21 protein-coding genes and 1 other annotated feature are annotated in these 22,492 nt (G+C 31.1%); of the genes, 3 read left to right on the top strand and 18 right to left on the bottom strand.

The window, feature by feature from the left end:
• From ACWJKP_RS10570 to ACWJKP_RS10510, 13 genes are all read right to left on the bottom strand, one after another.
• Window positions 1-1,758, bottom strand: a complete 1,758-nt coding sequence (locus ACWJKP_RS10570; RefSeq protein ID WP_165412734.1) for a penicillin-binding transpeptidase domain-containing protein — start codon at window positions 1,756-1,758, stop codon at window positions 1-3.
• Window positions 1,759-1,820: 62 nt separating this feature from the next.
• Window positions 1,821-2,456 carry a uridine kinase gene (gene udk, locus ACWJKP_RS10565; RefSeq protein ID WP_165412735.1) on the bottom strand — a complete coding sequence of 212 codons (636 nt, stop codon included), beginning with the start codon at window positions 2,454-2,456 and terminating at the stop codon, window positions 1,821-1,823.
• A complete protein-coding gene (locus ACWJKP_RS10560; RefSeq protein ID WP_165412736.1) occupies window positions 2,456-3,688 on the bottom strand; it encodes a peptidase U32 family protein in 1,233 nt (410 codons plus the stop codon). The genes udk and ACWJKP_RS10560 overlap by 1 nt, the downstream gene beginning before the upstream one ends.
• Window positions 3,685-4,353, bottom strand: a complete 669-nt coding sequence (locus ACWJKP_RS10555) for an O-methyltransferase (RefSeq protein ID WP_165412737.1) — start codon at window positions 4,351-4,353, stop codon at window positions 3,685-3,687. The genes ACWJKP_RS10560 and ACWJKP_RS10555 overlap by 4 nt, the downstream gene beginning before the upstream one ends.
• A 100-nt stretch (window positions 4,354-4,453) precedes the next feature.
• Window positions 4,454-5,452 (bottom strand): endolytic transglycosylase MltG, encoded by a 999-nt coding sequence (gene mltG / locus ACWJKP_RS10550; RefSeq protein ID WP_165412738.1) that lies wholly within the window; start codon window positions 5,450-5,452, stop codon window positions 4,454-4,456.
• Window positions 5,453-5,473: 21 nt separating this feature from the next.
• A complete protein-coding gene (gene typA / locus ACWJKP_RS10545) occupies window positions 5,474-7,297 on the bottom strand; it encodes a translational GTPase TypA (protein WP_165412739.1) in 1,824 nt (607 codons plus the stop codon).
• Window positions 7,298-7,545: 248 nt separating this feature from the next.
• Complete coding sequence (locus tag ACWJKP_RS10540) at window positions 7,546-7,998, bottom strand: Fur family transcriptional regulator (protein ID WP_165412740.1); 453 nt, start codon at window positions 7,996-7,998, stop codon at window positions 7,546-7,548.
• A gap of 183 nt (window positions 7,999-8,181) precedes the next feature.
• Window positions 8,182-8,439 carry a DUF1292 domain-containing protein gene (locus ACWJKP_RS10535; protein ID WP_165412741.1) on the bottom strand — a complete coding sequence of 86 codons (258 nt, stop codon included), beginning with the start codon at window positions 8,437-8,439 and terminating at the stop codon, window positions 8,182-8,184.
• A gap of 72 nt (window positions 8,440-8,511) precedes the next feature.
• The gene (ruvX, locus tag ACWJKP_RS10530) at window positions 8,512-8,931 is read right to left on the bottom strand and encodes a Holliday junction resolvase RuvX (protein WP_165412742.1); all 420 of its coding nucleotides are present in this window, start codon (window positions 8,929-8,931) and stop codon (window positions 8,512-8,514) included.
• A 76-nt stretch (window positions 8,932-9,007) separates the two neighbouring features.
• Complete coding sequence (locus ACWJKP_RS10525) at window positions 9,008-9,265, bottom strand: IreB family regulatory phosphoprotein (RefSeq protein ID WP_165412743.1); 258 nt, start codon at window positions 9,263-9,265, stop codon at window positions 9,008-9,010.
• A 183-nt stretch (window positions 9,266-9,448) separates the two neighbouring features.
• Window positions 9,449-12,094, bottom strand: a complete 2,646-nt coding sequence (gene alaS, locus ACWJKP_RS10520; protein ID WP_462961168.1) for an alanine--tRNA ligase — start codon at window positions 12,092-12,094, stop codon at window positions 9,449-9,451.
• A gap of 120 nt (window positions 12,095-12,214) precedes the next feature.
• Window positions 12,215-12,408, bottom strand: a binding site (T-box leader).
• A gap of 80 nt (window positions 12,409-12,488) precedes the next feature.
• A complete protein-coding gene (locus ACWJKP_RS10515) occupies window positions 12,489-13,517 on the bottom strand; it encodes an AI-2E family transporter (protein WP_165412745.1) in 1,029 nt (342 codons plus the stop codon).
• Window positions 13,504-14,010: a PRC-barrel domain-containing protein gene (locus ACWJKP_RS10510; protein WP_165412746.1), complete on the bottom strand. Its 507-nt coding sequence runs from the start codon at window positions 14,008-14,010 to the stop codon at window positions 13,504-13,506. Before ACWJKP_RS10510 ends, ACWJKP_RS10515 begins: the two co-directional genes overlap by 14 nt.
• A gap of 249 nt (window positions 14,011-14,259) precedes the next feature.
• Here ACWJKP_RS10510 and nagZ point away from each other — a divergent pair, with 249 nt between their 5' ends.
• Entirely contained in the window at window positions 14,260-15,480 is a 1,221-nt protein-coding gene (gene nagZ, locus ACWJKP_RS10505) for a beta-N-acetylhexosaminidase (RefSeq protein WP_165412747.1), read from the top strand.
• Between the two features lie 73 nt (window positions 15,481-15,553).
• Here the strand turns inward: nagZ and nifU (ACWJKP_RS10500) are convergent, their stop codons facing one another.
• From nifU (ACWJKP_RS10500) to ACWJKP_RS10480, 5 genes are all read right to left on the bottom strand, one after another.
• Window positions 15,554-15,949: a Fe-S cluster assembly scaffold protein NifU gene (gene nifU / locus ACWJKP_RS10500; RefSeq protein WP_187351419.1), complete on the bottom strand. Its 396-nt coding sequence runs from the start codon at window positions 15,947-15,949 to the stop codon at window positions 15,554-15,556.
• Between the two features lie 165 nt (window positions 15,950-16,114).
• The gene (gene mnmA / locus ACWJKP_RS10495; protein WP_165412749.1) at window positions 16,115-17,191 is read right to left on the bottom strand and encodes a tRNA 2-thiouridine(34) synthase MnmA; all 1,077 of its coding nucleotides are present in this window, start codon (window positions 17,189-17,191) and stop codon (window positions 16,115-16,117) included.
• A 10-nt stretch (window positions 17,192-17,201) separates the two neighbouring features.
• Window positions 17,202-17,630 carry a Fe-S cluster assembly scaffold protein NifU gene (gene nifU / locus ACWJKP_RS10490; RefSeq protein WP_165412750.1) on the bottom strand — a complete coding sequence of 143 codons (429 nt, stop codon included), beginning with the start codon at window positions 17,628-17,630 and terminating at the stop codon, window positions 17,202-17,204.
• Window position 17,631: 1 nt separating this feature from the next.
• Window positions 17,632-18,816, bottom strand: a complete 1,185-nt coding sequence (gene nifS / locus ACWJKP_RS10485; RefSeq protein ID WP_165412751.1) for a cysteine desulfurase NifS — start codon at window positions 18,814-18,816, stop codon at window positions 17,632-17,634.
• The gene (locus tag ACWJKP_RS10480) at window positions 18,809-19,249 is read right to left on the bottom strand and encodes an RrF2 family transcriptional regulator (protein WP_165412752.1); all 441 of its coding nucleotides are present in this window, start codon (window positions 19,247-19,249) and stop codon (window positions 18,809-18,811) included. The genes nifS and ACWJKP_RS10480 overlap by 8 nt, the downstream gene beginning before the upstream one ends.
• A gap of 340 nt (window positions 19,250-19,589) precedes the next feature.
• Here ACWJKP_RS10480 and hisS point away from each other — a divergent pair, with 340 nt between their 5' ends.
• Both hisS and ACWJKP_RS10470 read left to right on the top strand, forming a co-directional pair.
• On the top strand, window positions 19,590-20,906 hold the full coding sequence (hisS, locus tag ACWJKP_RS10475; protein ID WP_165412753.1) for a histidine--tRNA ligase: 1,317 nt from the start codon (window positions 19,590-19,592) through the stop codon (window positions 20,904-20,906).
• 187 nt (window positions 20,907-21,093) lie between these two features.
• Window positions 21,094-22,443 carry an aminotransferase class V-fold PLP-dependent enzyme gene (locus tag ACWJKP_RS10470; protein ID WP_165412754.1) on the top strand — a complete coding sequence of 450 codons (1,350 nt, stop codon included), beginning with the start codon at window positions 21,094-21,096 and terminating at the stop codon, window positions 22,441-22,443.
• Window positions 22,444-22,492: the final 49 nt, after the last annotated feature.

The following is a 22,492-nucleotide window of genomic DNA, read 5'->3' as shown; positions in this document are numbered from 1 at the left end:
TTAATGCAGCCTCACAGGAGATGTTTTAATGGCGTTAACTACTTTTTTAAATATCGGAGCCGCTGTACCTCCACCTTCTTCATCTGCTACACCTTTTACATTACTCATCTCAATATTATTTACATATACAACCATGGAATAATTTTTCCCGTTTAAATTGAAAAAGCCAACAAACCATCCATCGGAACACTTCTGACTTTCTTTTTTCCCATTTACTAATTTATTTACATAGTATGTAGTAGTGCCCGTTTTCCCACCTATATCCATGCCTTTAATTGAAGCCTGGGTTCCTGTGCCTTTGTTTACTACATCCATCATATGAAGTTTCACAGCTTCTGCAGTTTCTCTTTTTAATATGGTCGTATTTTTAGGGGTAATTTCCCCTAGAATTTTATTATCGTCATTTACGTATGCATCTATTATGCTTGGCTGAACATACACTCCATTATTTATAATAGTATTAGGAATACTCATGGCTTCTAGCGGCGTTATTCTAACATTCTGACCAATAGCTGTTTGACTTGTATCACCATCCGTAGGGTGTAATAAATCCGCCATGTCAAACTTACCACTGGCCTCTTGATGAATATTTAATACTTTATGTAACATCCCTTGTTTTTCTGCATAATCATATATATTTTTAAAACCTATTTTCCAACCTAGTTGAGCAAATATGTTATTAGAAGATTTGGCTAGCGCCTCTGCAACTGTAAATGTTTCTCCCTTAAAAGGCTCTTCTAGAAATATTTTAGGACTTACTGTATATTTTTTATAGTTATCTATTTTGTTCGTGTCTAAACCAGCTTCATCCACAATAACTTTAAAAATCGATCCCGGCAAAGCTCCATTAGTACTTGGATATCCTAAGTTCGCATTATAAGCGTTATCATCCTTTTGTACCATCGCCCTTATCTTTCCATTATTGCTCTCCATTACTACAACACCAATTTGACTATACTTTTTGTAGATTCCCTCATGAATAACAGCGCAGGCTTTATCTTGGATTTCTTTATCTAATGTAAGTCTTACATTAACATTGTTTTTAGGATTAATAATTTTGCCCGCAGCTATTTCGCCATTAACCCCTTTAGCAAATCTAATTTTTGTATAATCATTATTTTTAGTTTTATTGTATATTTCCATTTCCAAAGAATCAGTACCTTTGAATACATAATCACTAACGACTTTTTTAGATACAGGATCAACGTGTTCTTTATTGTATTTCGGGTCTATCAATACATTTTCAATTTTCCAATTCCTATCCTTGATCACTTCATTAGCTACATAGGTATAAAATCCTTTTACTTTTTTAATATCTTTAAGTTTATTATAAGTCACTTCATCAATTTTATATCTTATTTTCTCTCCATTACCATTACCTTTTATTTTTTCTAAATCATAGCCTTTATCATAGTTTCTTAAAGTAATAGTTAATGCTTGCATGTCATATTTGCTAGTATATTCATTAAATCTCAAATAATCGACAGGATCAATAATCGCATAGTAACTCACAGCATAATTCAAAAGATCTCGCCCATTACAGTCAGTTAAACTATATAGCGACCCATATTGTTCATCTATTGTATATTGTGAATTAAACATAGTTTTCAAGGGTTCAGATTTAAAATACATGTAATTCATGATTCTCCAAATTAAAAAACAAAATAATACCGTAAACACACCCATTACCGTCCAAGTTCTTTTTTTAATTTCACTTCTTTGATTTGAGTAACCAAAGATATTATTTCTACTACTCATAAAAAAACACCTCACCTAGGCTAATTCTCGCCTAGATTGAGATGTTTTATACTTCAAATATGTTATTTTTTCTTTTGCTGTTTCTGCAGTATTTGGCTTATATTAGCTGTAATTATATCTATAGCTACCTTATTATGTCCGCCTTCAGGTATAATAATGTCAGCGTGTCTTTTGGTAGGTTCAATAAATTGTTCGTGCATTGGTTTAACAACATTTAAATATTGATTTATAACAGAATCTGTTGTTCTACCTCTCTCGGTAATATCTCTTGTAAGTCTTCGTATAAACCTAACATCTGCATCTGTGTCTACATATATTTTAATATCCAGCATGTCACGAAGAACCTTTTCCTGGAGTACAAGAATTCCTTCAAATATAATAATTTCCTTTGGCTGCACGGAAACTGTTTCTTCTATTCTATTATGCATTTCAAAATTATATATAGGCTTTTCAATAACCTTTCCTTCTAAAAGAAGATTTAGGTGTCTCACTAATAGTGAAGTATCAAAAGCATCCGGATGATCATAATTTGTTTTTATTCTTTCTTCAAAAGAAAGATTACTCTGATCCTTATAATAAGAATCTTGTGCAATCATTGTAATACATGTCTCATCAAAATGTTTATAAATTTCTCTCGCTATAGTGCTTTTTCCTGAACCCGTTCCTCCGGTTATCCCTATTAAAACCGGGCGATACATTATTCTTTCTCCTTAGATTTGATAAGTATATCATTCTCATGTAGTCTTTCTTTAACATTTACAGTGAATAACATCTGGGCACTTGGTGCAGCAGCTATGCTTTCGCCCTTAGAATTTCTCATATCATTAAGCACAATTAAAACATTATCTCCTACAGGCCTTAATACTTCAACAGTATCACCCTGGAATACTTTATTCCTTTGTTCCACTAATGCAATATTATTTTCCGAATGGTATTCGCGTACAATTCCAACTATATCGTAATCTCTAATATATGAAGAGGATTCATGTATCTGTTTATTGGGATCTCCAAAGTAGAACCCAGTATAATATTGTCTGTGACTCGGTTTCAAGAGGTTATCCATCCATTTTTTTTGAAATTTATAATTTACTGAATCCTTCATATATGTATCCAAAGCTTCTCTATAGGATTTACATACAGAAGCAACATAATATGAGCTTTTCATTCTTCCTTCTATTTTAAATGACGTTATCCCTGATTCTACAAGTTCCGGTATATGTTCTATCATGCATAAGTCCTTTGAATTCATTATGTAAGTGCCTTTATCATCTTCTATTATAGGAAAGTACTCACCATCTCTTTTTTCTTCCGTTAAGAAATATTTATATCTACATGGCTGGGCGCATTGTCCACGATTTGCATCTCTTCCCGTCATATAATTTGACATAAGACATCTTCCCGAATAGGCCATACACATAGATCCATGGACAAAAGCTTCAAGTTCACAAGTATCCGGCAACTTTGCTCTAATTTCTTTAATTTCACCTAGAGACAATTCTCTTGCAAGAACAATTCTTTTGACCCCTTGCTTATGCCAAAAAATAGCTGATTTGTAGTTTACATTGTTAGATTGGGTACTCAAATGAATTTCTAAATTTGGTACAACTTCTCTAGCCGTCATAATAATTCCTGGGTCAGAAACGATAATAGCATCTGCACCTAGTTCATATATTTCTTTTAGATAACCTTCTAGGCCTTCTAAATCGTCATTATGAGGAAATACATTTAATGTAACATATACTCTTTTACCTTTGGAATGTGCAAAGTCTATACCTTCTTTTAATTGAACATTGCTAAAATTATCCGCAAAAGCTCTTAAATTCAATTTACTTCCGCCTAAATAAACTGCGTCTGCTCCAAAATTTATAGCTGCTTTTAATTTCTCCAAATTACCTGCCGGTGCTAATATTTCTGGTTTCATTAGTTTCATGCCTCCTTACTTCCCCCTGCAAACTTTCTTACTGTAACTGAGATACCATCACCCATTGGTATTACAGAAGTTACAAGGTTATCATTATTAGATACTAGTTCTAAATAGCTTTTCATACGTTTTATTATAGTGATTTTTCTACGTGTTGCGAGTTCTTTCGATGCAACCATTCCTCGAAAAAGTACATTATCAGCAATAAGAACTCCCTCTCTTTTTAAGAGTCTCAAGCAGTGAGGAAGAAAATGATTATAGTGACCTTTACCTGCATCCATAAAAATCATATCATATTCATCTTGGAGACTTTCTAAAATCTCTAAACAATCTCCTTTTAGAACAGTAATTTTATTCTGCATTCCGTATTTTATTATATTCGCATTTGCAATTTCTATCATTCTTTCATCTCTTTCAATAGTCGTAATTTCACTTAACCCACCGGAAGTTAAATTCATTAAAATAGAAGAATATCCTATAGCCGTGCCCAGCTCTAAAATTTTTTTAGGTCTATTTATAGTTATCATTAATTCCAAAAATTTAGCAGTTTCTTTTTGAACTATAGGGACTCTATTCTCGAGAGCAAATTTCTCTAGCTCATCTAAAATACCAACATTACTTGGAATGAGATCTCTTAAATATTGTTCCATATAATCATATGTTATCCCACTCATTTAATTTCCTCCAAAATTCATTAATGCACATAAAAACAAATAACAAGTCAACGATATAATTATACTGACTTGTTATTTATTCTCATGTGACTAACACTAACTAAAATCCTTGTGTTACATCTTTGACCTTTAAAAATTCATTATAGTCATCTGTAAAAAAATGCTTTCCATCATTACTTAAAACAAAGTATAAATAATTTGTTTTAGTAGGAGATAAGGCTGCTTTAATAGATTCTTTTCCTGGGTTACATATTGGACCTACAGGAAGTCCTGTCACCTTGTAGGTATTATAAGGTGACTTAACCTCTAAATCTTTATTGTATAATTTTTCCTTATGTTTACCTAAAGAATATAAAACAGTTGCACAAGATTGTAACTTCATGTCTTTTTTTAGCCTATTATAAAAAACTGATGCCACTTTAGCTTTTTCATTTTTATCACTAGTTTCTCTTTCAACAATTGATGCCATTATTATTATATCATCTAATTTCTTCATCTCTATAGGCGTTTCTATATTTATTTCATTTATAGTACTATAAAACTTATCCACCATTAATTTTATTATTGCATTTCCACTCATACCGGCTTTAAGATCATATGTAGATGGAAAAAGAAAACCTTCCAAATTAAATTTTCGGTTTTCTTTTTCCGTAATATAAGTAGGCAGCTTGTAAGTTTTACAGCTATCAATAAATTTTTCTTTGTTTATTATGCCTTTTTCTTGTAGCATATTTGCAATACTATTTATATCAAATCCCTCAGGTATTGTTACTTTAATAATGTCTTTTTCATTTCCTACAGTTGATAAAATTTTTATAAACTCCACAACTGTAACATCCTTTGGTATCAAGAACTTTCCTGTATGAACATTAGATTTTATTTTGTTTGATTTGATATAAAATTTTATAATACTTGCATTTTTTATAGCACCAATTTGGTTTAAATCATCTAGTACACTATACAAAGCGTCTCCATTTTTCACATTAACATAGATATCTTTATTAGTTTTAATAGGATGCTGTATTATCTTTTTATACTGAAAATTACCAGCTAATACGCAAACTATTAAAACCATAATTAATAGCACTATCTTTTTCATTAAACCACCCCATAATTTATGCTATTTGCTTTTTTTGCTAGTTGCTCTTTTTCTTTCTCCTGAATCTAATATTCTTTTTCTCATTCTGATATTTAGAGGAGTAATTTCAACTAACTCATCAACAGCTATAAATTCTAAGCATTGTTCTAGTGTCATTTGTTTTACTGGAACTAGTTTTGGTGATTCATCTGCTCCTGAAGATCTAGTATTTGTTAATTGTTTCTTTCTACAAATATTTATCTCCATATCTCCAGCTCTTGCACATTCTCCTGCAATCATTCCTGCATATACAGGCACTCCTGGTTCTAGGAAAAGAGTACCACGATCCTGAGCATTAAATAATCCGTAAGTAATTGATTCTCCTGTTTCAAATACAATTAAAGAACCTCTACTTCTATCTGGTATTTCACCTCTGTATTTATCGTAACCATCTAGAACGTGATTCATTATACCATTACCCTTGGTATCAGTCATAAGTTCACTTCTAAATCCAATTAATCCTCTTGATGGTATTTTAAATTCTAATCTAGTGTATCCATTTATAGCTGAAGTCATATTTACCATTTCTGCTTTTCTAGGTCCCATTTTCTCCATTACTACGCCCATAAATTCTTCTGGTACGTCAATTGTAAGGTACTCAATTGGCTCTGTTTTATGGCCATTTTCTTCTTTAAATATAACATTTGCTTTTGACACTTGGAATTCATATCCTTCACGTCTCATAGTTTCAATTAGAACTGAAAGATGAAGTTCTCCTCTTCCACTTACTTCAAAACCATCATCAATTTCTTTTACTCTTAAACTAACATTGGTTTCAAGCTCTTTGATAAGTCTATCTCTTATGTGTCTTGATGTAACATAAGTTCCTTCTTTTCCTGCAAAAGGAGAATTATTAACCATGAAATTCATAGTTAGTGTAGGCTCATCAATTTCAACGAATGGAAGAGCTTCTGGTTCATTAATATCAGCTATTGTCTCTCCGATGTTAATGTCTGGAATACCAGAAACTGCTACTATATCACCAAGCATTGCTTCTTCAGTTTCTTCTCTTTTAAGACCTTTGTAAACAAAAAGAGCTGAAACTTTAACATTGTTTATTGTGCCATCTTTTCTTATAAGTGCGATAGGTTGATTTCTTTTGATTGATCCTCTTTCGATCTTTCCTATTCCAATCTTACCAACATACTCATTATAATCAATAGTTGAAATAAGCAATTGAAGTGGCATATCTAAATATCCTTCTGGTGCCTTTACATTCTTTACTATAGAATCAAATAATGGTTCCATGTTGTCACTTACATCATCAACATTTAATTTAGCAAATCCTTCTCTAGCAGAAGCATATACCACTGCAAAATCTAATTGTTCATCATCCGCTCCAAGTTCAACAAATAGGTCAAAGACTTCATCAAGAACATGTGTAGGACGACCATCTTTTCTATCAATTTTGTTTATAACAACGATTGGCTTAAGGTTTAATTCTAATGCCTTTTTTAAAACGAATTTAGTTTGTGGCATTGGACCTTCATATGCATCAACTACAAGAAGTACGCTATCAACCATTTTAAGTACTCGTTCAACCTCTCCACCGAAGTCAGCGTGGCCAGGAGTATCAACTATATTTATTTTAATTCCATTATGCATTATTGCAGTATTTTTAGAAAGAATTGTTATTCCTCTTTCTTTTTCTAAATCGTTAGAGTCCATTACTCTTTCTTGTACTTTTTCGTTTTCTCTAAAAACATGGCTTTGTTTAAGTAAACAATCCACTAGTGTTGTCTTACCGTGATCTACGTGAGCAATTATTGCTATATTTCTAACATCATTTCTTGTAAATAAATTCATATTAATCCTCCAATTTTTTTTCGTAAGTTAAACATATTACACAAACAAAAATTGGATACGTCTTTAAGTACCCAACTTTCGCATTTACTATACTTATTTTAATGTTATCTTGCAAAAAAGTCAACTATGTATAGCATTCATTATTAAAAAAATGATACATTTACTTAAATTACATCATTTACTTGGTTTTTTCATCACATCATCCCACATAAATACAAATGCTTCCTCTGTAGGATTTGTCGTTTACATTATTTACAAATACACTTGTCACAAACACCATAGAATTTCAAACTATGATCTTCAATCTTAAAGTTATATTTTTTTTCAACAATAGTCTCTAATTCCTCTAGTAAATCTCCCTGCACCTCTAATACTTTACCACAGCGATTACATATTAGGTGATGATGTTGATGTCTCTCATTTTCATGGTTAAGTTCATATCTACTACAGCCATCATCTAAATCAAACTTTCGAATTACACCCATTTCTTCTAAAAGTTGAACTGTTCTATAAATTGTAGCAAGACCTATTTCTGGACAGTCAGATTTAACCAAGTCATATAGTTCTTCCGCAGTAAGATGGCTACCTTCACTCTTAATTATCCCATTTAAAATAGCCCTTCTCTGCGGAGTAAGCTTATAGCCCTCTTGTTTTAGAGTTTCTTTTAAACTCTCAACGCTCTCTGGAGATACCTTTGACATATATATACCCCTTTTCTACAAACATCATTTGACTCATAGATAAAATTATATTAAGTATACTTTTATTTTAATCCTTTATTATAATATTGTCAATTGATAATCATTTAGTTTTAAGAAAATAGGTTAATTAGTTTGAAAATATATTAAAATGTCTTAATTTAGAATCTTTTTGCTTAAATACTATTATAGTTCTCCTGAAGAAATTGCGTCATACGCCTCCGAAATCATTTCAAACTCTTCATCATCATCTATTGTAACTAAAATATCCTCACCCTCTGCGTCCTTATCTATTCTTAGTGCAATTGCATCAATATCTTCTTCACCAGTTGGCGCAACTATAACATATTCCTTATCTTTAATGTCCAATTTCGTTAGTACGTCAAATTCTATTTCTTTACCCTCTTCATCATATAATAATACGGTTTCAACATTGTTATCCATTTTATTTTCTCCTTTCAATTTATGCAATCAATAATATCTTAATACCCGTTGCATATTTTTGTAAATTTCATTTTATAGATGTGTGCCTAAACTATCTAAATATCCTTGTAAAATGAATGTAGCCGCAATTTTATCTACAATCTTTTTTCTTTTTGATCTAGATAAATCGCCCTCGAGCATTACTCTATTAGCAGCTACTGTTGATAATCTTTCATCCCACATTTTCACTTCTAAATTTAATGTTTCTTTAAGCTTTTCACAAAAACGCTGAACCTTTTCCCCTTGTGGTCCTATAGTTCCATTCATATTTTTAGGGAGGCCTGATACAAAACTTTCTACATTGTATTCCTTACATATTTTAGAAAGTTCCTCTATATCTAGAACTATGCTTTTCCTTTTAATTGTTGTAATTCCCTGTGCTGTTAATCCTAATGGATCGCATACAGCTACCCCTATTGTTCTGTCTCCAATATCTAACCCTAATATTCTCATCCAAATGCTCCTTTAATAATAGCCTAGTTAATGTACACCATTAACTTTAAAAAATAAAATGCCCCCTATGGGCATTTTACTTTTTTATGTCTAGATAAGATTTCAAAACTTCTTCCAATATCTCATCTCTCTCTAGCTTTCTTACCATCGCTCTTGCTCCATTGTAGTTCGTTATATATGTCGGATCTCCTGAAATTAGATATCCTACCATTTGGTTCACTGGGTTATAGCCCTTTTTTATAAGTGAATTATATACGTCAGTCAAAATAGTTTTTGTTAAATCTTTTTTATCTTTTACAAAATCAAATTGGACTGTATTTTGATTATTATCCATTATATACACCCCTTTCCTCATCATACGCTAAACACTAAAATTTATCCCATTTGAATACGCTAGGAAATCATTTGGTAATATAGTAAATTTTTTCAGTTGTAATAAGTTCCATAATTACATACTAACTATAATTAAATTACTTATTATTAATTATATTATAAAACAACTATTGCAAAAAGTATACTATTTTACCAATCTTTCAATTATAGAGCATACATTCATTATTGCTTCATCTAATTTTTCGGGAAGTTTTCCACCTGCCTCTGCCATGTCAGGCCTTCCACCACCGCCACCACCAGCGATTTTAGCAACTTCTTTAATTATTTTCCCACAGTGTATTCCTTTATCTATTGCTGACTTAGACGCCATTGCAACAAATTGTACTTTATCGTCTGTACAGCTTCCTATTACCACTACACCATCAACAATCTTATTACGAAGTTTATCAGCTAAATCTCTTAAAGCATCTCCGTTTATATTTTTTACAGCTCCCGAAATCACTTTAACACCTTTGACCTGTTTAATATTCTCTAAAATTTCATCTACTGAAGAACTGGCTAATTTTTCTTTTAATAATACTATTTCCTTTTCTTTGTCTTTTAATTCTACCAATTGAGTTTGTAATTTATTTATTATGTCTTTTTCTGAACATTTTAATGTACTTCCAATATATTTTAATAAATTACTTTTATCTTCTACATATTTTATAGATTCACTACCAGTTATAGCTTCAATTCTTCTAACCCCTGCCGCTACTCCTGCTTCAGATAAAATTTTAAATAATCCGATTTCGCCTGAATTTCTAACATGAGTACCGCCACATAATTCCTTACTATACTCTCCTACAGATACTACTCTAACATCTCCTTGATATTTTTCATCAAATAATGCTATAGCTCCAGTTTCCTTAGCTTTCTCTATGGTCATAACCTCAGTCTCTACCTTATACGCCTTCATAATATTGTCATTTACAACTTTCTCAACTTTAGCAATCTCTTTCTCAGTTAGTGCAGAAAAATGAGTGAAGTCAAACCTTAATCTATCTTCATTTACATAAGAACCTGATTGATGAACGTGATCACCTAAAACTCTTTTCAGCGTTTCTTGTAGCATGTGAGTTACAGTATGATTTTTACAAATTTGAGCTCTCCTATCTTCGTCAACCTTAAGAGTTACTATTTCATCTGCTATCAATATTCCTTCTAACACCTCAATAAAATGTATTATTTTTCCAGAAATATCTTTTTGGCAATCGTACACTTTTACTTTAAAATTATCATTAAAAATTATTCCCTTATCTCCAATTTGCCCTCCCATTTCTGCATAGAAAGGAGTATCTTCGGTTACAATAATCCCTTTTGAACCCTTTGAAAGGTCTGTAACATGCTCTTCGCAACTAATTAAAAATTTAGCCTTAGATTCTAATTGTATTTTATCATATCCATCAAATTTTGTTTCTATATTTTTAGGAATTAAGTTCATTGAACTTTCTCCACTGCCCATATAATTTGACTGTACTCTAGCAGCTCTTGCCCTTTGCTTTTGACTTTGCATTGCAGCATTAAATCCTTCTAAATCAATTTTTATACCAGCATCGCTAAGTATTTCTTCTGTAAGCTCATATGGAAAACCATAGGTATCGTATAATTTAAAAGCTTTATCTCCACCTAAAATTTTATTGTATTTTTTTTGAAGCTCTTCTATGTAAACTTTTAAAATATCCATACCAGAATCTATAGTTTCTAAAAATCTTTCCTCTTCAATTTTTATAACTTTCTTAATATAGGATGATTTTTCTTTTAATTCTGGGTATGCTTTAGAGGAGTTTTCAATAACAGTATCGCAAAGTTCACTTAAAAAAGTATTTTTAATTCCAATTAACCTACCATGCCTTGCCGCACGCCTTAGTAGTCGCCTAAGAACATAACCTCTTCCCTCATTAGACGGAAGTACACCATCACTTATCATAAAGGTTGTGCTTCTAACATGGTCTGTTATAACTTTTAAAGATATCGACTCATTACAGCTATCGCCACATTTCACGCCTGAAATTCTTGAAACTTCTTCTAAAATATTTTTTATAGTATCTACTTCAAATATACTATCTGTGCCTTGCATTATGCCAGCTATTCTCTCGAGACCCATACCTGTATCTATATTAGGATTTTTTAATTTGTTGTAGTTACCATGCTCATCCTTATTAAATTGAGTGAACACTAAATTCCAAAATTCTATTACTCTATCTTCATTGCCTGCCTTAATAAACTCTTCTTCCGTTTTTATTTGGCCGAGTTCTACATTTCTATCGAAGTGTATTTCTGAACTCGGTCCACAAGGTCCTTGACCTATTTCCCAAAAATTTTCTTCTTTTCCTAATCTAAAAATACGTGAAGGATCAACATCAGTATTTTTACTCCATACATCAAAAGCCTCATCATCCTCTAAATATATAGTTATATATAAATTTTCTTTTGGTATTTTCAAAACCTCTGTTGCATATTCCCAAGCCCATGGTATAACCTCTTTTTTGAAATAATCACCAAAAGAAAAATTTCCAAGCATTTCAAAGAAAGTGCCATGTCTTGATGTCTTTCCTACATTCTCAATATCTCCTGTCCTAATACATTTTTGACAATTAGTTATTCTAGTATTAGGTGGTGTTTTAATTCCTGTAAAATATGGTTTAAGTGGTTGCATACCCGCATTTACAAGCAATAAACTGCTGTCATTCTTAGGTACTAGAGGAAAACTTTCTAGTCTAAGATGCTCTTTACCTTCAAAAAAATTTAGAAACGATTCCCTAATTTCATTTAATCCTAATTTTTCCATAATATCTCCTCCGATTGTTTATAGACTGTGTTAACACGATCTATTTATGCTAATTTTATATATAGAATTTTAAAATTCATAATTTTCTAAAATATAAAAAAAAACCTTCACTTCCCTAAAGCAAGGGACGAAAGTTTTCCGCGTTACCACCCTAATTATATCACTATATAATTAATAACAATTAATTACACTGCAATATCTCTCAACAAAATAAGGTTCAAAGACAGCTTCAATATGGCTATCAAGAAGTTTTCACCCTCCACTTCCTCTCTAAATGACTAACTATATTTACTAATTCTTATCATTACCTGATATTAACTTATATATACTATAGTACATTTTACCTTAATACTTCAAGATATGCAAATTATAAATAAAAATATATTGCTTATTCCTAGAATAGATAATAGTTTAAGTCCTCATATATAACTTTTATCACTACTCCTAGTGGCACTGCTAGTATCATACCTAAAATCCCTCCAACCTTCCCACCTATAACCAACAATAATATTACTGTTAATGGGTGCATACTTATACTATCTCCAATTATTTTTGGTGACAATATACTTCCTTCGATTTGTTGAAGTGCAAATAGCCACAACGCTGTATATAAAGCTATTTTTGGAGAGTCAAGCAGAGCTATTAAAATGATAGGTATTACCCCAAATATAGGTCCAAAGTAAGGTATTATATTAAAAATTCCATTTATCAATGAAAGTATCAAAGGAAAATCAACTTTCATAAACATTAATATCAAAAATGTAGCAATGGTTATAATTCCACATAAGATAAATTGACTTATAATATACCTTCCTAATACTTTATCAATATCCGCTATGATTCTCTTTATTATATTTCTGCTCTCTGGTGGAAAAACTATCAATGCCTTATTTATCATGTTTTCACTATCGCATAAAAAGTAATATACTATTAAAGGCGAAACCATGTAAGTTAATATATTCTCACCGATGCCCATGATAGAATCTAATATTTTATCAAATATTAGAAGTATTTGAGCATTTGATTTTTGGTATATAGTAGTCATAATACTACTCATGACTCTGCTTCTATTTAATACTTTTATTTTCATATTTGCATTAATTAAATATTTTTGCAAATCATTTATTGCCTTATTTATGTCTAAACTTTCTCTAAATATTGATGGAATTACCACTATAAACGTTAATAATACTAAACTTAATAAACCGACTATTATTAAACAAGCAGAAGCTTTTTTATTTACTCCTTTTCTAATTAAAAGCATATATAATGGTTTTAGTATATATGCCACAATGAAAGAAATAAAGACTAAATTTATTAATTGTTTAACAATAGGGATTTTTATTAACATAAAGAGTACAACTACAAAAATAATAATACTGAGAATCGTAATAGCTAACTTCTTTTTGCTAATTTTTTTCATCGGCTTTTCCCTCCACAAAGAAGTTATGTGGCATACTTTTAAAACATGATTCATCAAAATTGGGAATGTAGAGAATATTTTCTTCTCCAAGTATTAGTTCATTTATTAGCATTATTCTTTTCCCTCTAAGTAAATTTGTAATAAATCCAGAAGACACTATAATTCCTTTTATTTCAAATGTATCACATGAAAAAGTAATATCCTCCACCATACCAAATACATTGCTACATTTATCTATTACATCCATATTAATAAAGCTATGTAAACATAGATATTTATTTTTCTCTACTTTTTTAACTACCATATGCTTATTAAAATATATGATGTCTTCTTTTAATACACTTAAATTTTTATGGAAAAGTTTATAAGGAGATATTACAAATCCGATTACCTTTCCTTTATTAAAATCCATTAACAAATCTCTGATAAACCCAATTTTCTTGCCATCCATACTAACAACATTCATAAATATAAAATCTCTGCTTTTAAACATATTATCTCCTAAATGAAAAAAATTTAATTATTATTTATAGTTATATTCTCCAAATAATCTAAGAATTATTACATATACTAAAAATAATGTTAAAGATTAATATTTTGTAATTTTACAATTTCTTATATTAAATTACTGTTAGCCCTATTTTTTATATTTGCTCTAAATAATATTTTCAATAATAATTTTACTCTTTAATGACTTCTTTACCCTATTAATTTTATTAAAAGAAAGTGGTGAAATTTTGTAATGAAAAAATTAGTTATAAGTATATTGTTAATTGGTGGTTTATTTTTATCTGGCTGTAGTAATTCAAATTCTAACCTTAGCCCTAATATTAATTCTAAGGATGAGGTTGTTAATCCTAAGCCTGAAAATATTGATGTAGTTCAAAACAAGATTGATGCTATGAGTTTAGATGACAAGATTGGTCAGTTAGTAATTGTTGGGCTTGATGGTTATACAATGAATAATAATATAAATAATTTGATTAAAGACCATAAAGTTGGTGGATTTATTTTATTTAGAAATAATGTAGCTACTTCTAATCAATTAGTTAGCCTGATTAACTCACTAAAAACTACTAATTCACAAAACAAAACGCCTCTATTTATTTCTGTAGATGAGGAAGGTGGACGGGTATCACGAATTCCAAATGAAATTAAAAAGCTTCCATCCAATCAAGTTATAGGGGAAAAGAACGATGGTGCCTTAAGTTACAACATTGGGAAAATTATTGCAGAAGAACTTAAAACCTTTGGATTTAATATGAATTTTGCTCCAGTACTCGATATAAATAGCAACCCTAATAATCCTGTAATAGGAGACAGAGCTTTTGGGAGTACCACTGATATTGTTAATAAACTAGGCATTAAAACCATGGAAGGTATGATAGATAACAATATAATTCCTGTGGTAAAACACTTTCCTGGCCATGGGGACACTTCAGTTGATTCCCATGTAGGCCTGCCTGTAGTAAATAAGGATTTAACAAAACTTAATGCTTTTGAACTGACTCCTTTTAATGAAGCTATAAAGAATAATGTGGATGCCATTATGGTATCACATATATTACTTAATAAAATAGATTCTGTTTATCCTGCGAGTATGTCAAAAGTTATTATAACCGATATATTAAGAGGAACTTTAAAGTTTAGCGGTGTAGTCATTACTGATGATATGACCATGGCGGCCATTACAAAATATAATGACATTGGCGATGCTGCCGTTAAATCATTTAATGCTGGAAGTGACATTATCTTAGTATGCCATGAATATGACAACGAGCTAAAAGTAATTAATTCACTAAAAGCTGCAGTACAAAATAATGTAATATCAGAAAATAGGTTAAATGAGAGTGTATATAGAATACTGAAACTCAAAGAAAAATATATTATTAATAACGCTGCAATAAGTTCAATAAATATTCATGAAATTAACAATAAAATAGAAAACTTATTGAAAGAGTAAATCAAAATCAAACTACATGGGATTAACACCAATGAAGTTTCATTAAATCATCTCCTGCGTAGCTGAAATATATTTATTTTAAATCATTCTTCCAGGGCTCAAGCATGCATGACTCTCTATAATTATTTATCGCATTATGTATAGTTTGTTCTGCAAGCACTGAGCAATGTTGTTTTAAAGCCGGTAATCCTTCCAGAGCTTCAATAACTGACTTGTTGGTTAATTCCCATGCCTTCTCTAAGTTTTTACCCTTTATAAGCTCTGTCGCAATGCTAGATGATGCAATAGCTGAGCCACACCCAAAAGCCTTAAACTTAACACTAGTTATTATATTATCCTCAACCTTTATATAAATCTTCATTATATCCCCGCAATTAGGGTCCCCTGCCTCTCCAATACCGTTAGCATCACCTAATATACCCATATTTCTTGGACTATAAAAATGCTCCATAACCTTATCACTATACATCATAATATTGCTCCTCCTTTTATAAACAAAATAATAAAATTATCACCTTCAAAGCTGAAATTTCACTATTTAAAATAGTTACAATTATCCACTATAAATACAGAGGGATACCTAGTTTTTTAACTAAATATCCCTCTGCCTAAATTATAAACTAAATTAGTACACCTATAAAATTTCCTCGATTATCCCTCCGCCAACTACTAAGTTTTCTGAATAGAAAACTACTGATTGGCCTTTGGTTATAGCTCTTTGTTTCTCATCAAAAACGACCTTCACTCTATTATTTTCCAAAGGAATTAAATTAGCTAATTGAGGTTTTGCAGAATATCTAATCTTAGCCGAAACTCTTAAATTTGAGGTGAGCTTATCGAAGAGAATGAAATTTAAATCTTTTGCTATAAGCTCAGTTTTAAAAATATCCTCCTCATCACCTATTATTACTTGATTAGTTAGAGGGTTAATGTCAGTAACAAAAACAGGCTTACCTACCGCTATCCCAAGTCCTTTTCGCTGTCCTATAGTATAATACACTATTCCCTTGTGTCTTCCCATAATTTCCCCTTGCTTATTAACAAAGTTACCTGGCTTTATTTCTCTACCACTATACTTCTTAATATAAGCTCCATGGTCATTATCAGGTATAAAGCAAATTTCTTGGCTGTCCCTTTTTTTAAAAACCTCTAGTCCAATTCGCTCTGCAATATTTCGTATTTCTGGTTTAGCATAATCTCCACAGGGCATTAAAGTGTGACTTAATTGCTCTTGAGTTAATGTATACAATGCATAAGTTTGATCTTTTCTATCATCTTCTGATTTTCTAAGAATATATCGATCGTCTTGTTTTTCAATTTTAGCATAGTGACCTGTAGCTATATAATCAGCCCCAAGCGCCTTCGCTTTTCTTAAAAATTCTTCGAATTTAATCATCTTATTACATACAATACATGGATTAGGCGTTCTACCTTCCATATATTCATCAATAAAGTTATCAATAACATTTGTCTTAAAAACATCCTTAAAATTCATAACATAAAAGGGTATATCTAGTACGTCTGCAACGCGCCTTGCGTCATTTGCTGCAGAAATAGAACAACATCCGCCTTCATTTTCTTCATAATCCTGATTATCTGGTGATAGCTTCATCATAATTCCTATAACTTCATATCCTTGCTCTTTCAAAAGATATGCAGCTACGGAACTATCTACTCCACCACTCATTCCGATAACTACTTTTTTCTTCATTTAATATCACCTATTCTCCGTGTACTTCACCATGTATATCGTCATGTTCTACGAAATCCCATACTTCAAGTCCAGCCTTACTTCTATAATCATTAATTGCTTTGTGAATAGCTTCTTCAGCAAGTACTGAGCAATGCATTTTTATTGCTGGAAGTCCATCTAACGCTTCAGCCACAGCTAAATTTGTAAGTGTCCATGCATCATCTACAGATTTACCTTTAATAAGCTCTGTTGCCATACTTGAAGATGCTATAGCTGATCCACAACCAAAAGTTTTAAACTTTGCATCTACTACTATATTTTCTTCTACTTTTAAATAAACTTTCATAATATCTCCACATCTAGCGTTACCAACCTCACCAATTCCACTAGCATTTTGAATTTCTCCTACATTTCTTGGGTTAGTAAAATGGTCCATAACTTTTTCACTGTACATCATATTAATTTTCCCCTTTCTTTAAGTAGTCATCCCATAGCGGGGACATATCTCTTAATCTTTGGATTATTTTTGGTATTGTTTCTAATGCAAAATCTACTTCTTCCTCTGTGGTAGCATCACCTAATGTTAATCTTAAGGATCCATGTGCTATCTCATGCTTAAGGCCTATTGCAAGTAACACGTGAGATGGGTCTAAGGAACCCGATGTACATGCGCTTCCACTTGACGCTGCAATGCCTTTTGCATCTAACATCAATAATATAGATTCACCTTCTATAAATCTAAAACATATATTCGAATTACCTGGGAGCCTTTTTGCTCCTATTGGTCCATTTAATCTTGTGTAAGGTACTTCTAATAATCCATTCATAAGCTTATCTCTTAAATACACTAGCTTTTTATTATTTTCTACCATGTTTTCTACAGCTAGTTCAAGAGCTTTACCAATTCCCACTATGCTAGCTACATTTTCAGTACCTGCTCTTCTATTTCTTTCTTGTCCACCACCATGTATTAAATTATCTATTTTAATTCCTTTTCTTACATATAAAGCTCCTATGCCCTTAGGTCCATAAAATTTATGACCAGCAAGGGATAATAAATCTATATTCATTTCTTTTACATCAACTGGAATATGGCCTACTACTTGAACTGCATCCGTATGAAAAAGTATTTTTTTACTTCTACATAATGCGCCTATTTCTTTTATTGGTTCTATTGTTCCAATTTCATTGTTAGCGAACATTACAGATACTAGAATAGTTTTATCTGTAATAGCATTTTCTAAATCTTTAATGCTAATAAATCCGTATTCGTCAACTGGTAAATATGTAATTTCAAATCCATTCTTAGCTAAATATTCGCAAGTATGTAATACTGCATGATGTTCAATTGTTGTTGTTATTATATGATTTCCCTTTTGCTTATAAGCAGAAGCTATCCCCTTTATTGCCCAGTTATCTGCTTCAGAACCTCCACCAGTAAAGTAAATTTCATTTTCGCTGGCATTTAGCGCTTTTGCCACCTTGTCTCTTGCAACATCAATAGCTTTTTTAGTTTCTCTTGATAAAGAGTAAATTGATGAAGGATTTCCAAAGTATTTTGTAAAATAAGGAATCATCGCGTCCAAAACTTCTGGTTTAGTATAAGTTGTTGCAGCGTGGTCCATGTAAATTGATTTATTCATTATCTTTCACTCCTTTAATTAATGTAATTTCATTGTAATCATCTACAATATCTTTTAAAGTTATTGATGACGTTACACTATCTATACTATTTTTTAATTTCTTCCATAATAATCTGGTAGCACAACAATCAATATTATTGCATGCTCCGTCTTCTAAACAATTTGACACCTCAATTGGACCTTCAAGTACATCAAGGACGTCTTGTATAGTTATTTCCTCTGGTTTTCTATTTAGTATGTATCCACCCTGAGCTCCCCTTATACTTTTAATAAGTTTAGCGCGCCTTAGTGATGAAAATAATTGTTCTAAATAATATTCAGAAATATTTTGTCTTTCTGATATGCTTTTTATAGATACAGGTTGTTCTCCATAATTTATTGATAAATCCACCATGGCTTTAACCCCATATCTTCCCTTAGTAGATAATTTCATTTAATCACTCCTTCAAAGTAGAGTGTTTTGCTATACTTTCTAAAATAATAATATCAAATCCTAGTAATGTTGTCAACTATAAATAACTCAATTTTTCATTATTATTCCTATTTATAAGCTAAATCATTGAATTATTCATTAATAATCCATATATATATCCATAATGCTCAAATTTATATATTATGAGACGTATTTAATCTTATAACTAAAAAAGTTCATATTCATCCTTGAAGTATTTAATTATATATAGTATAATTTAAAAAAAGCTTTGGAAGAATATCACCCACGTAGGTACATCACTTGCGTGGGGTTTTTTATATTTTTATAGGAGGTATTAAAAATGAAAAATGAAATTGTAAAACCATCAATTTTACCTGGCTTCATGGAGTTACTGCCAGCAGATCAAATTCAATTCAACAAATTAGCAGATACAATAAGGGAAACATATGAGAGCTTTGGGTTTATGCCCATAGACACACCAGTAATAGAGAAATCAGAAATACTCCTAGCAAAGGGAGGCGGAGAAACCGAAAAACAAATTTATAGATTTTTAAAGGGTAGTAATGATTTATCCCTTAGATTTGATTTAACAGTGCCACTCGCGAGATATGTGGCTCAAAATTTTAGTTCTTTAACTTTCCCATTTAGAAGATACCAAATCGGTAAGGTATATAGAGGAGAGAGAAATCAAAAAGGACGTTTCCGTGAATTTTACCAATGCGATATTGATATTGTTGGAAGCAACAGTTTAAGTATTTTGAATGATGCTGAAATACCTAGCATTATTTATTCAATATTCAACAATCTTGGATTTAAGAATTTCACAATAAAAATAAACAATAGAAAGTTATTAAATGGTTTTTTTGAATCTTTAGAAATCCAAGATAAATCTGAGGTTTTAAAGACTATTGATAAAATAGATAAAATTGGAGTAACAACCGCAACCGAGGAACTCTTAAATAGTGGTTTAAGTAAAGAAGTTGTAGAAAAAATTCTTGAATTCATTAATATCAGTGGAAGCAACGATGATATTTTATTATTATTAAAGAATTTAAACATTTCTAATTCAAACTTTAAAGACGGTGTATGTGAACTTTCAACAGTTACTAAATACATTAAATTATTTGGAGTTCCTGATGATAATTTTAAAATAGATTTAAAAATATCCAGAGGCCTCGATTATTACACAGGCACTGTTTATGAAACATTTTTAAACGAATACCCTTCTATAGGATCTGTATGCTCAGGTGGACGCTATGATGATTTAGCAGGGTATTATACAAAACAAAAACTACCAGGAGTAGGGATATCAATTGGTCTTACTAGATTATTTTATCAATTAAATGAAGTTGGATTCTTTAAAAATAGCACTACCTCTTCAATAACAAAAGCACTAGTAATACCATTAGATAATAATATTGATTATGGAATTTCTCTTGCAAATGCGTTAAGAGATAAGGGCGTAATCACAGAAATATACCTTGAGGATACTAAACTTGTAAAGAAGCTTGGTTATGCAAATAAACTAAACATCCCTTTTGTACTTTTAATCGGTGAAACGGAAGCTCAAAATAAAACTGTTACTATAAAGAATATGCTCACTGGTGAGCAAATAACTTCTGATTTTGATGGTGCTCATAAAATAGTTAATATATAAATCATTAACTCACAAAAAGTAATATATTTTCGCAAAATATATTACTTTTTTTATGAAACGATCGTAGACTTTAAATCATTACCTACAAAGCTGCAATAGCTCCTCCTGAAGTTTTCTCTTTTTTTAGTCACCTTTTCTTCGTAAGACTAATACTATATACTGTAAATAATTTTACGAGGAGGATTATATGTCTAGTAAAGATAATAGTCCAAGCTACAGGGGTTTGATACTTGGCATAAACAAAAAGGTACCCCTTATATCCGGAAAAAATGTTACTGCAATTAATTTTGATAATGCAGCAACTACACCTCCCTTTAAATCTGTCATGGAAGATATTATTGATTTTGCTCCGTGGTATTCCTCCATTCACCGTGGTGAAGGGTATAAGTCTCAACTAACTACTAGATTATATGACGATTCTAGAAATATCGTCAGCAAATTTGTTAATGCTGATTTTAATAATACAGTCATTTATGTTAAAAATTCCACAGAAGCCTTTAACAAGCTTTCCACCCTATTATACGATCCATATGAAAAAAATGTTATTCTAACAACGGATATGGAGCATCACTCAAACGACCTACCTTGGAGAGATAAATTTATTATCGATTATATATCCGTAGATGCGGATGGTCGCTTGTCCTTAGATGATTTAGAATCTAAGTTAAATAAATATAATAATCATATAAAATTAGTTACAATTACAGGTGCTTCAAATGTAACTGGATATAAAAACCCTATTTATGCTATCGCTAAATTAGTTCATAAATTTGGTTCAAAACTACTTGTGGACGGTGCACAATTAATACCCCACGCTCCTTTTATTATGAGTAATAAGAATTCAGAATATAATATAGATTTTTTAATATTCTCTGCTCATAAAATGTATGCCCCTTTTGGCACCGGTGTATTAATCGGTCCTAAAAATTTCTTAGATAAATGTGAGCCCGATTTAGTAGGCGGTGGCACAGTAGATATTGTTACTCATGATTTTATAAAATGGGATGACTCTCCTCAAAGGCATGAGGCTGGTTCCCCCAATGTTATAGGATCTATAGCTCTAGCATCTGCCATTAAAACATTGAATAAAATTGGTATGGACAACGTGGAATGTATTGAAAAAAAATTGACCGCATACGCTATTTTGAAAATGAAAAATATTCCAAACTTAAAAATCTATTGTGATACTTCTAAAGGAGTTGACCGGGTTAGCATAATCCCCTTTAATATTTGCGGAATTCACCACGCCTTAGTTGCAAAAATACTTTCCTATGAATGGGGTATTTCAGTGAGAAGTGGGTGTTTTTGTGCTCAGCCATACCTTGCTAAGCTATTGAATATTTCTAATGAGTTTACACTTAATCTCATAACAAATCCTGATTTATGCCGTCCTGGAATGGTTAGAATCAGTTTTGGACTGTATAACACTTACTCAGAAATTGATACCCTAGCTTATGCTCTAAAGAAAATTTCATTAAACAAAAATTTTTATGTTACCAAATATGAAAATATGAAAAAAACCCTTTTTGATGTATAACTTCTAAACTCATTTACCGGTAAATAAAAATAATATACTTTAGTTTTTA

The organism is Clostridium sp. CM037 (assembly GCF_055081095.1).
The sequence above is the reverse complement of the archived record's forward strand: the minus strand, read 5'-3'. Positions and strand labels throughout refer to the sequence as shown.

Bases quoted from the DNA above. Each gene is read 5' to 3' on its own strand.
- ACWJKP_RS10570 (WP_165412734.1), bottom strand. From the start codon at position 1,758: ATGAGTAGTAGAAATAATATCTTTGGTTACTCAAATCAAAGAAGTGAA.
- udk (WP_165412735.1), bottom strand. From the start codon at position 2,456: ATGTATCGCCCGGTTTTAATAGGGATAACCGGAGGAACGGGTTCAGGA.
- ACWJKP_RS10560 (WP_165412736.1), bottom strand. From the start codon at position 3,688: ATGAAACTAATGAAACCAGAAATATTAGCACCGGCAGGTAATTTGGAG.
- ACWJKP_RS10555 (WP_165412737.1), bottom strand. From the start codon at position 4,353: ATGAGTGGGATAACATATGATTATATGGAACAATATTTAAGAGATCTC.
- mltG (WP_165412738.1), bottom strand. From the start codon at position 5,452: ATGAAAAAGATAGTGCTATTAATTATGGTTTTAATAGTTTGCGTATTA.
- typA (WP_165412739.1), bottom strand. From the start codon at position 7,297: ATGAATTTATTTACAAGAAATGATGTTAGAAATATAGCAATAATTGCT.
- ACWJKP_RS10540 (WP_165412740.1), bottom strand. From the start codon at position 7,998: ATGTCAAAGGTATCTCCAGAGAGCGTTGAGAGTTTAAAAGAAACTCTA.
- ACWJKP_RS10535 (WP_165412741.1), bottom strand. From the start codon at position 8,439: ATGGATAACAATGTTGAAACCGTATTATTATATGATGAAGAGGGTAAA.
- ruvX (WP_165412742.1), bottom strand. From the start codon at position 8,931: ATGAGAATATTAGGGTTAGATATTGGAGACAGAACAATAGGGGTAGCT.
- ACWJKP_RS10525 (WP_165412743.1), bottom strand. From the start codon at position 9,265: ATGGATAATAATCAAAATACAGTCCAATTTGATTTTGTAAAAGATAAA.
- alaS (WP_462961168.1), bottom strand. From the start codon at position 12,094: ATGGAAAAATTAGGATTAAATGAAATTAGGGAATCGTTTCTAAATTTT.
- ACWJKP_RS10515 (WP_165412745.1), bottom strand. From the start codon at position 13,517: ATGAAAAAAATTAGCAAAAAGAAGTTAGCTATTACGATTCTCAGTATT.
- ACWJKP_RS10510 (WP_165412746.1), bottom strand. From the start codon at position 14,010: ATGTTTAAAAGCAGAGATTTTATATTTATGAATGTTGTTAGTATGGAT.
- nagZ (WP_165412747.1), top strand. From the start codon at position 14,260: ATGAAAAAATTAGTTATAAGTATATTGTTAATTGGTGGTTTATTTTTA.
- nifU (WP_187351419.1), bottom strand. From the start codon at position 15,949: ATGTATAGTGATAAGGTTATGGAGCATTTTTATAGTCCAAGAAATATG.
- mnmA (WP_165412749.1), bottom strand. From the start codon at position 17,191: ATGAAGAAAAAAGTAGTTATCGGAATGAGTGGTGGAGTAGATAGTTCC.
- nifU (WP_165412750.1), bottom strand. From the start codon at position 17,630: ATGATGTACAGTGAAAAAGTTATGGACCATTTTACTAACCCAAGAAAT.
- nifS (WP_165412751.1), bottom strand. From the start codon at position 18,816: ATGAATAAATCAATTTACATGGACCACGCTGCAACAACTTATACTAAA.
- ACWJKP_RS10480 (WP_165412752.1), bottom strand. From the start codon at position 19,249: ATGAAATTATCTACTAAGGGAAGATATGGGGTTAAAGCCATGGTGGAT.
- hisS (WP_165412753.1), top strand. From the start codon at position 19,590: ATGAAAAATGAAATTGTAAAACCATCAATTTTACCTGGCTTCATGGAG.
- ACWJKP_RS10470 (WP_165412754.1), top strand. From the start codon at position 21,094: ATGTCTAGTAAAGATAATAGTCCAAGCTACAGGGGTTTGATACTTGGC.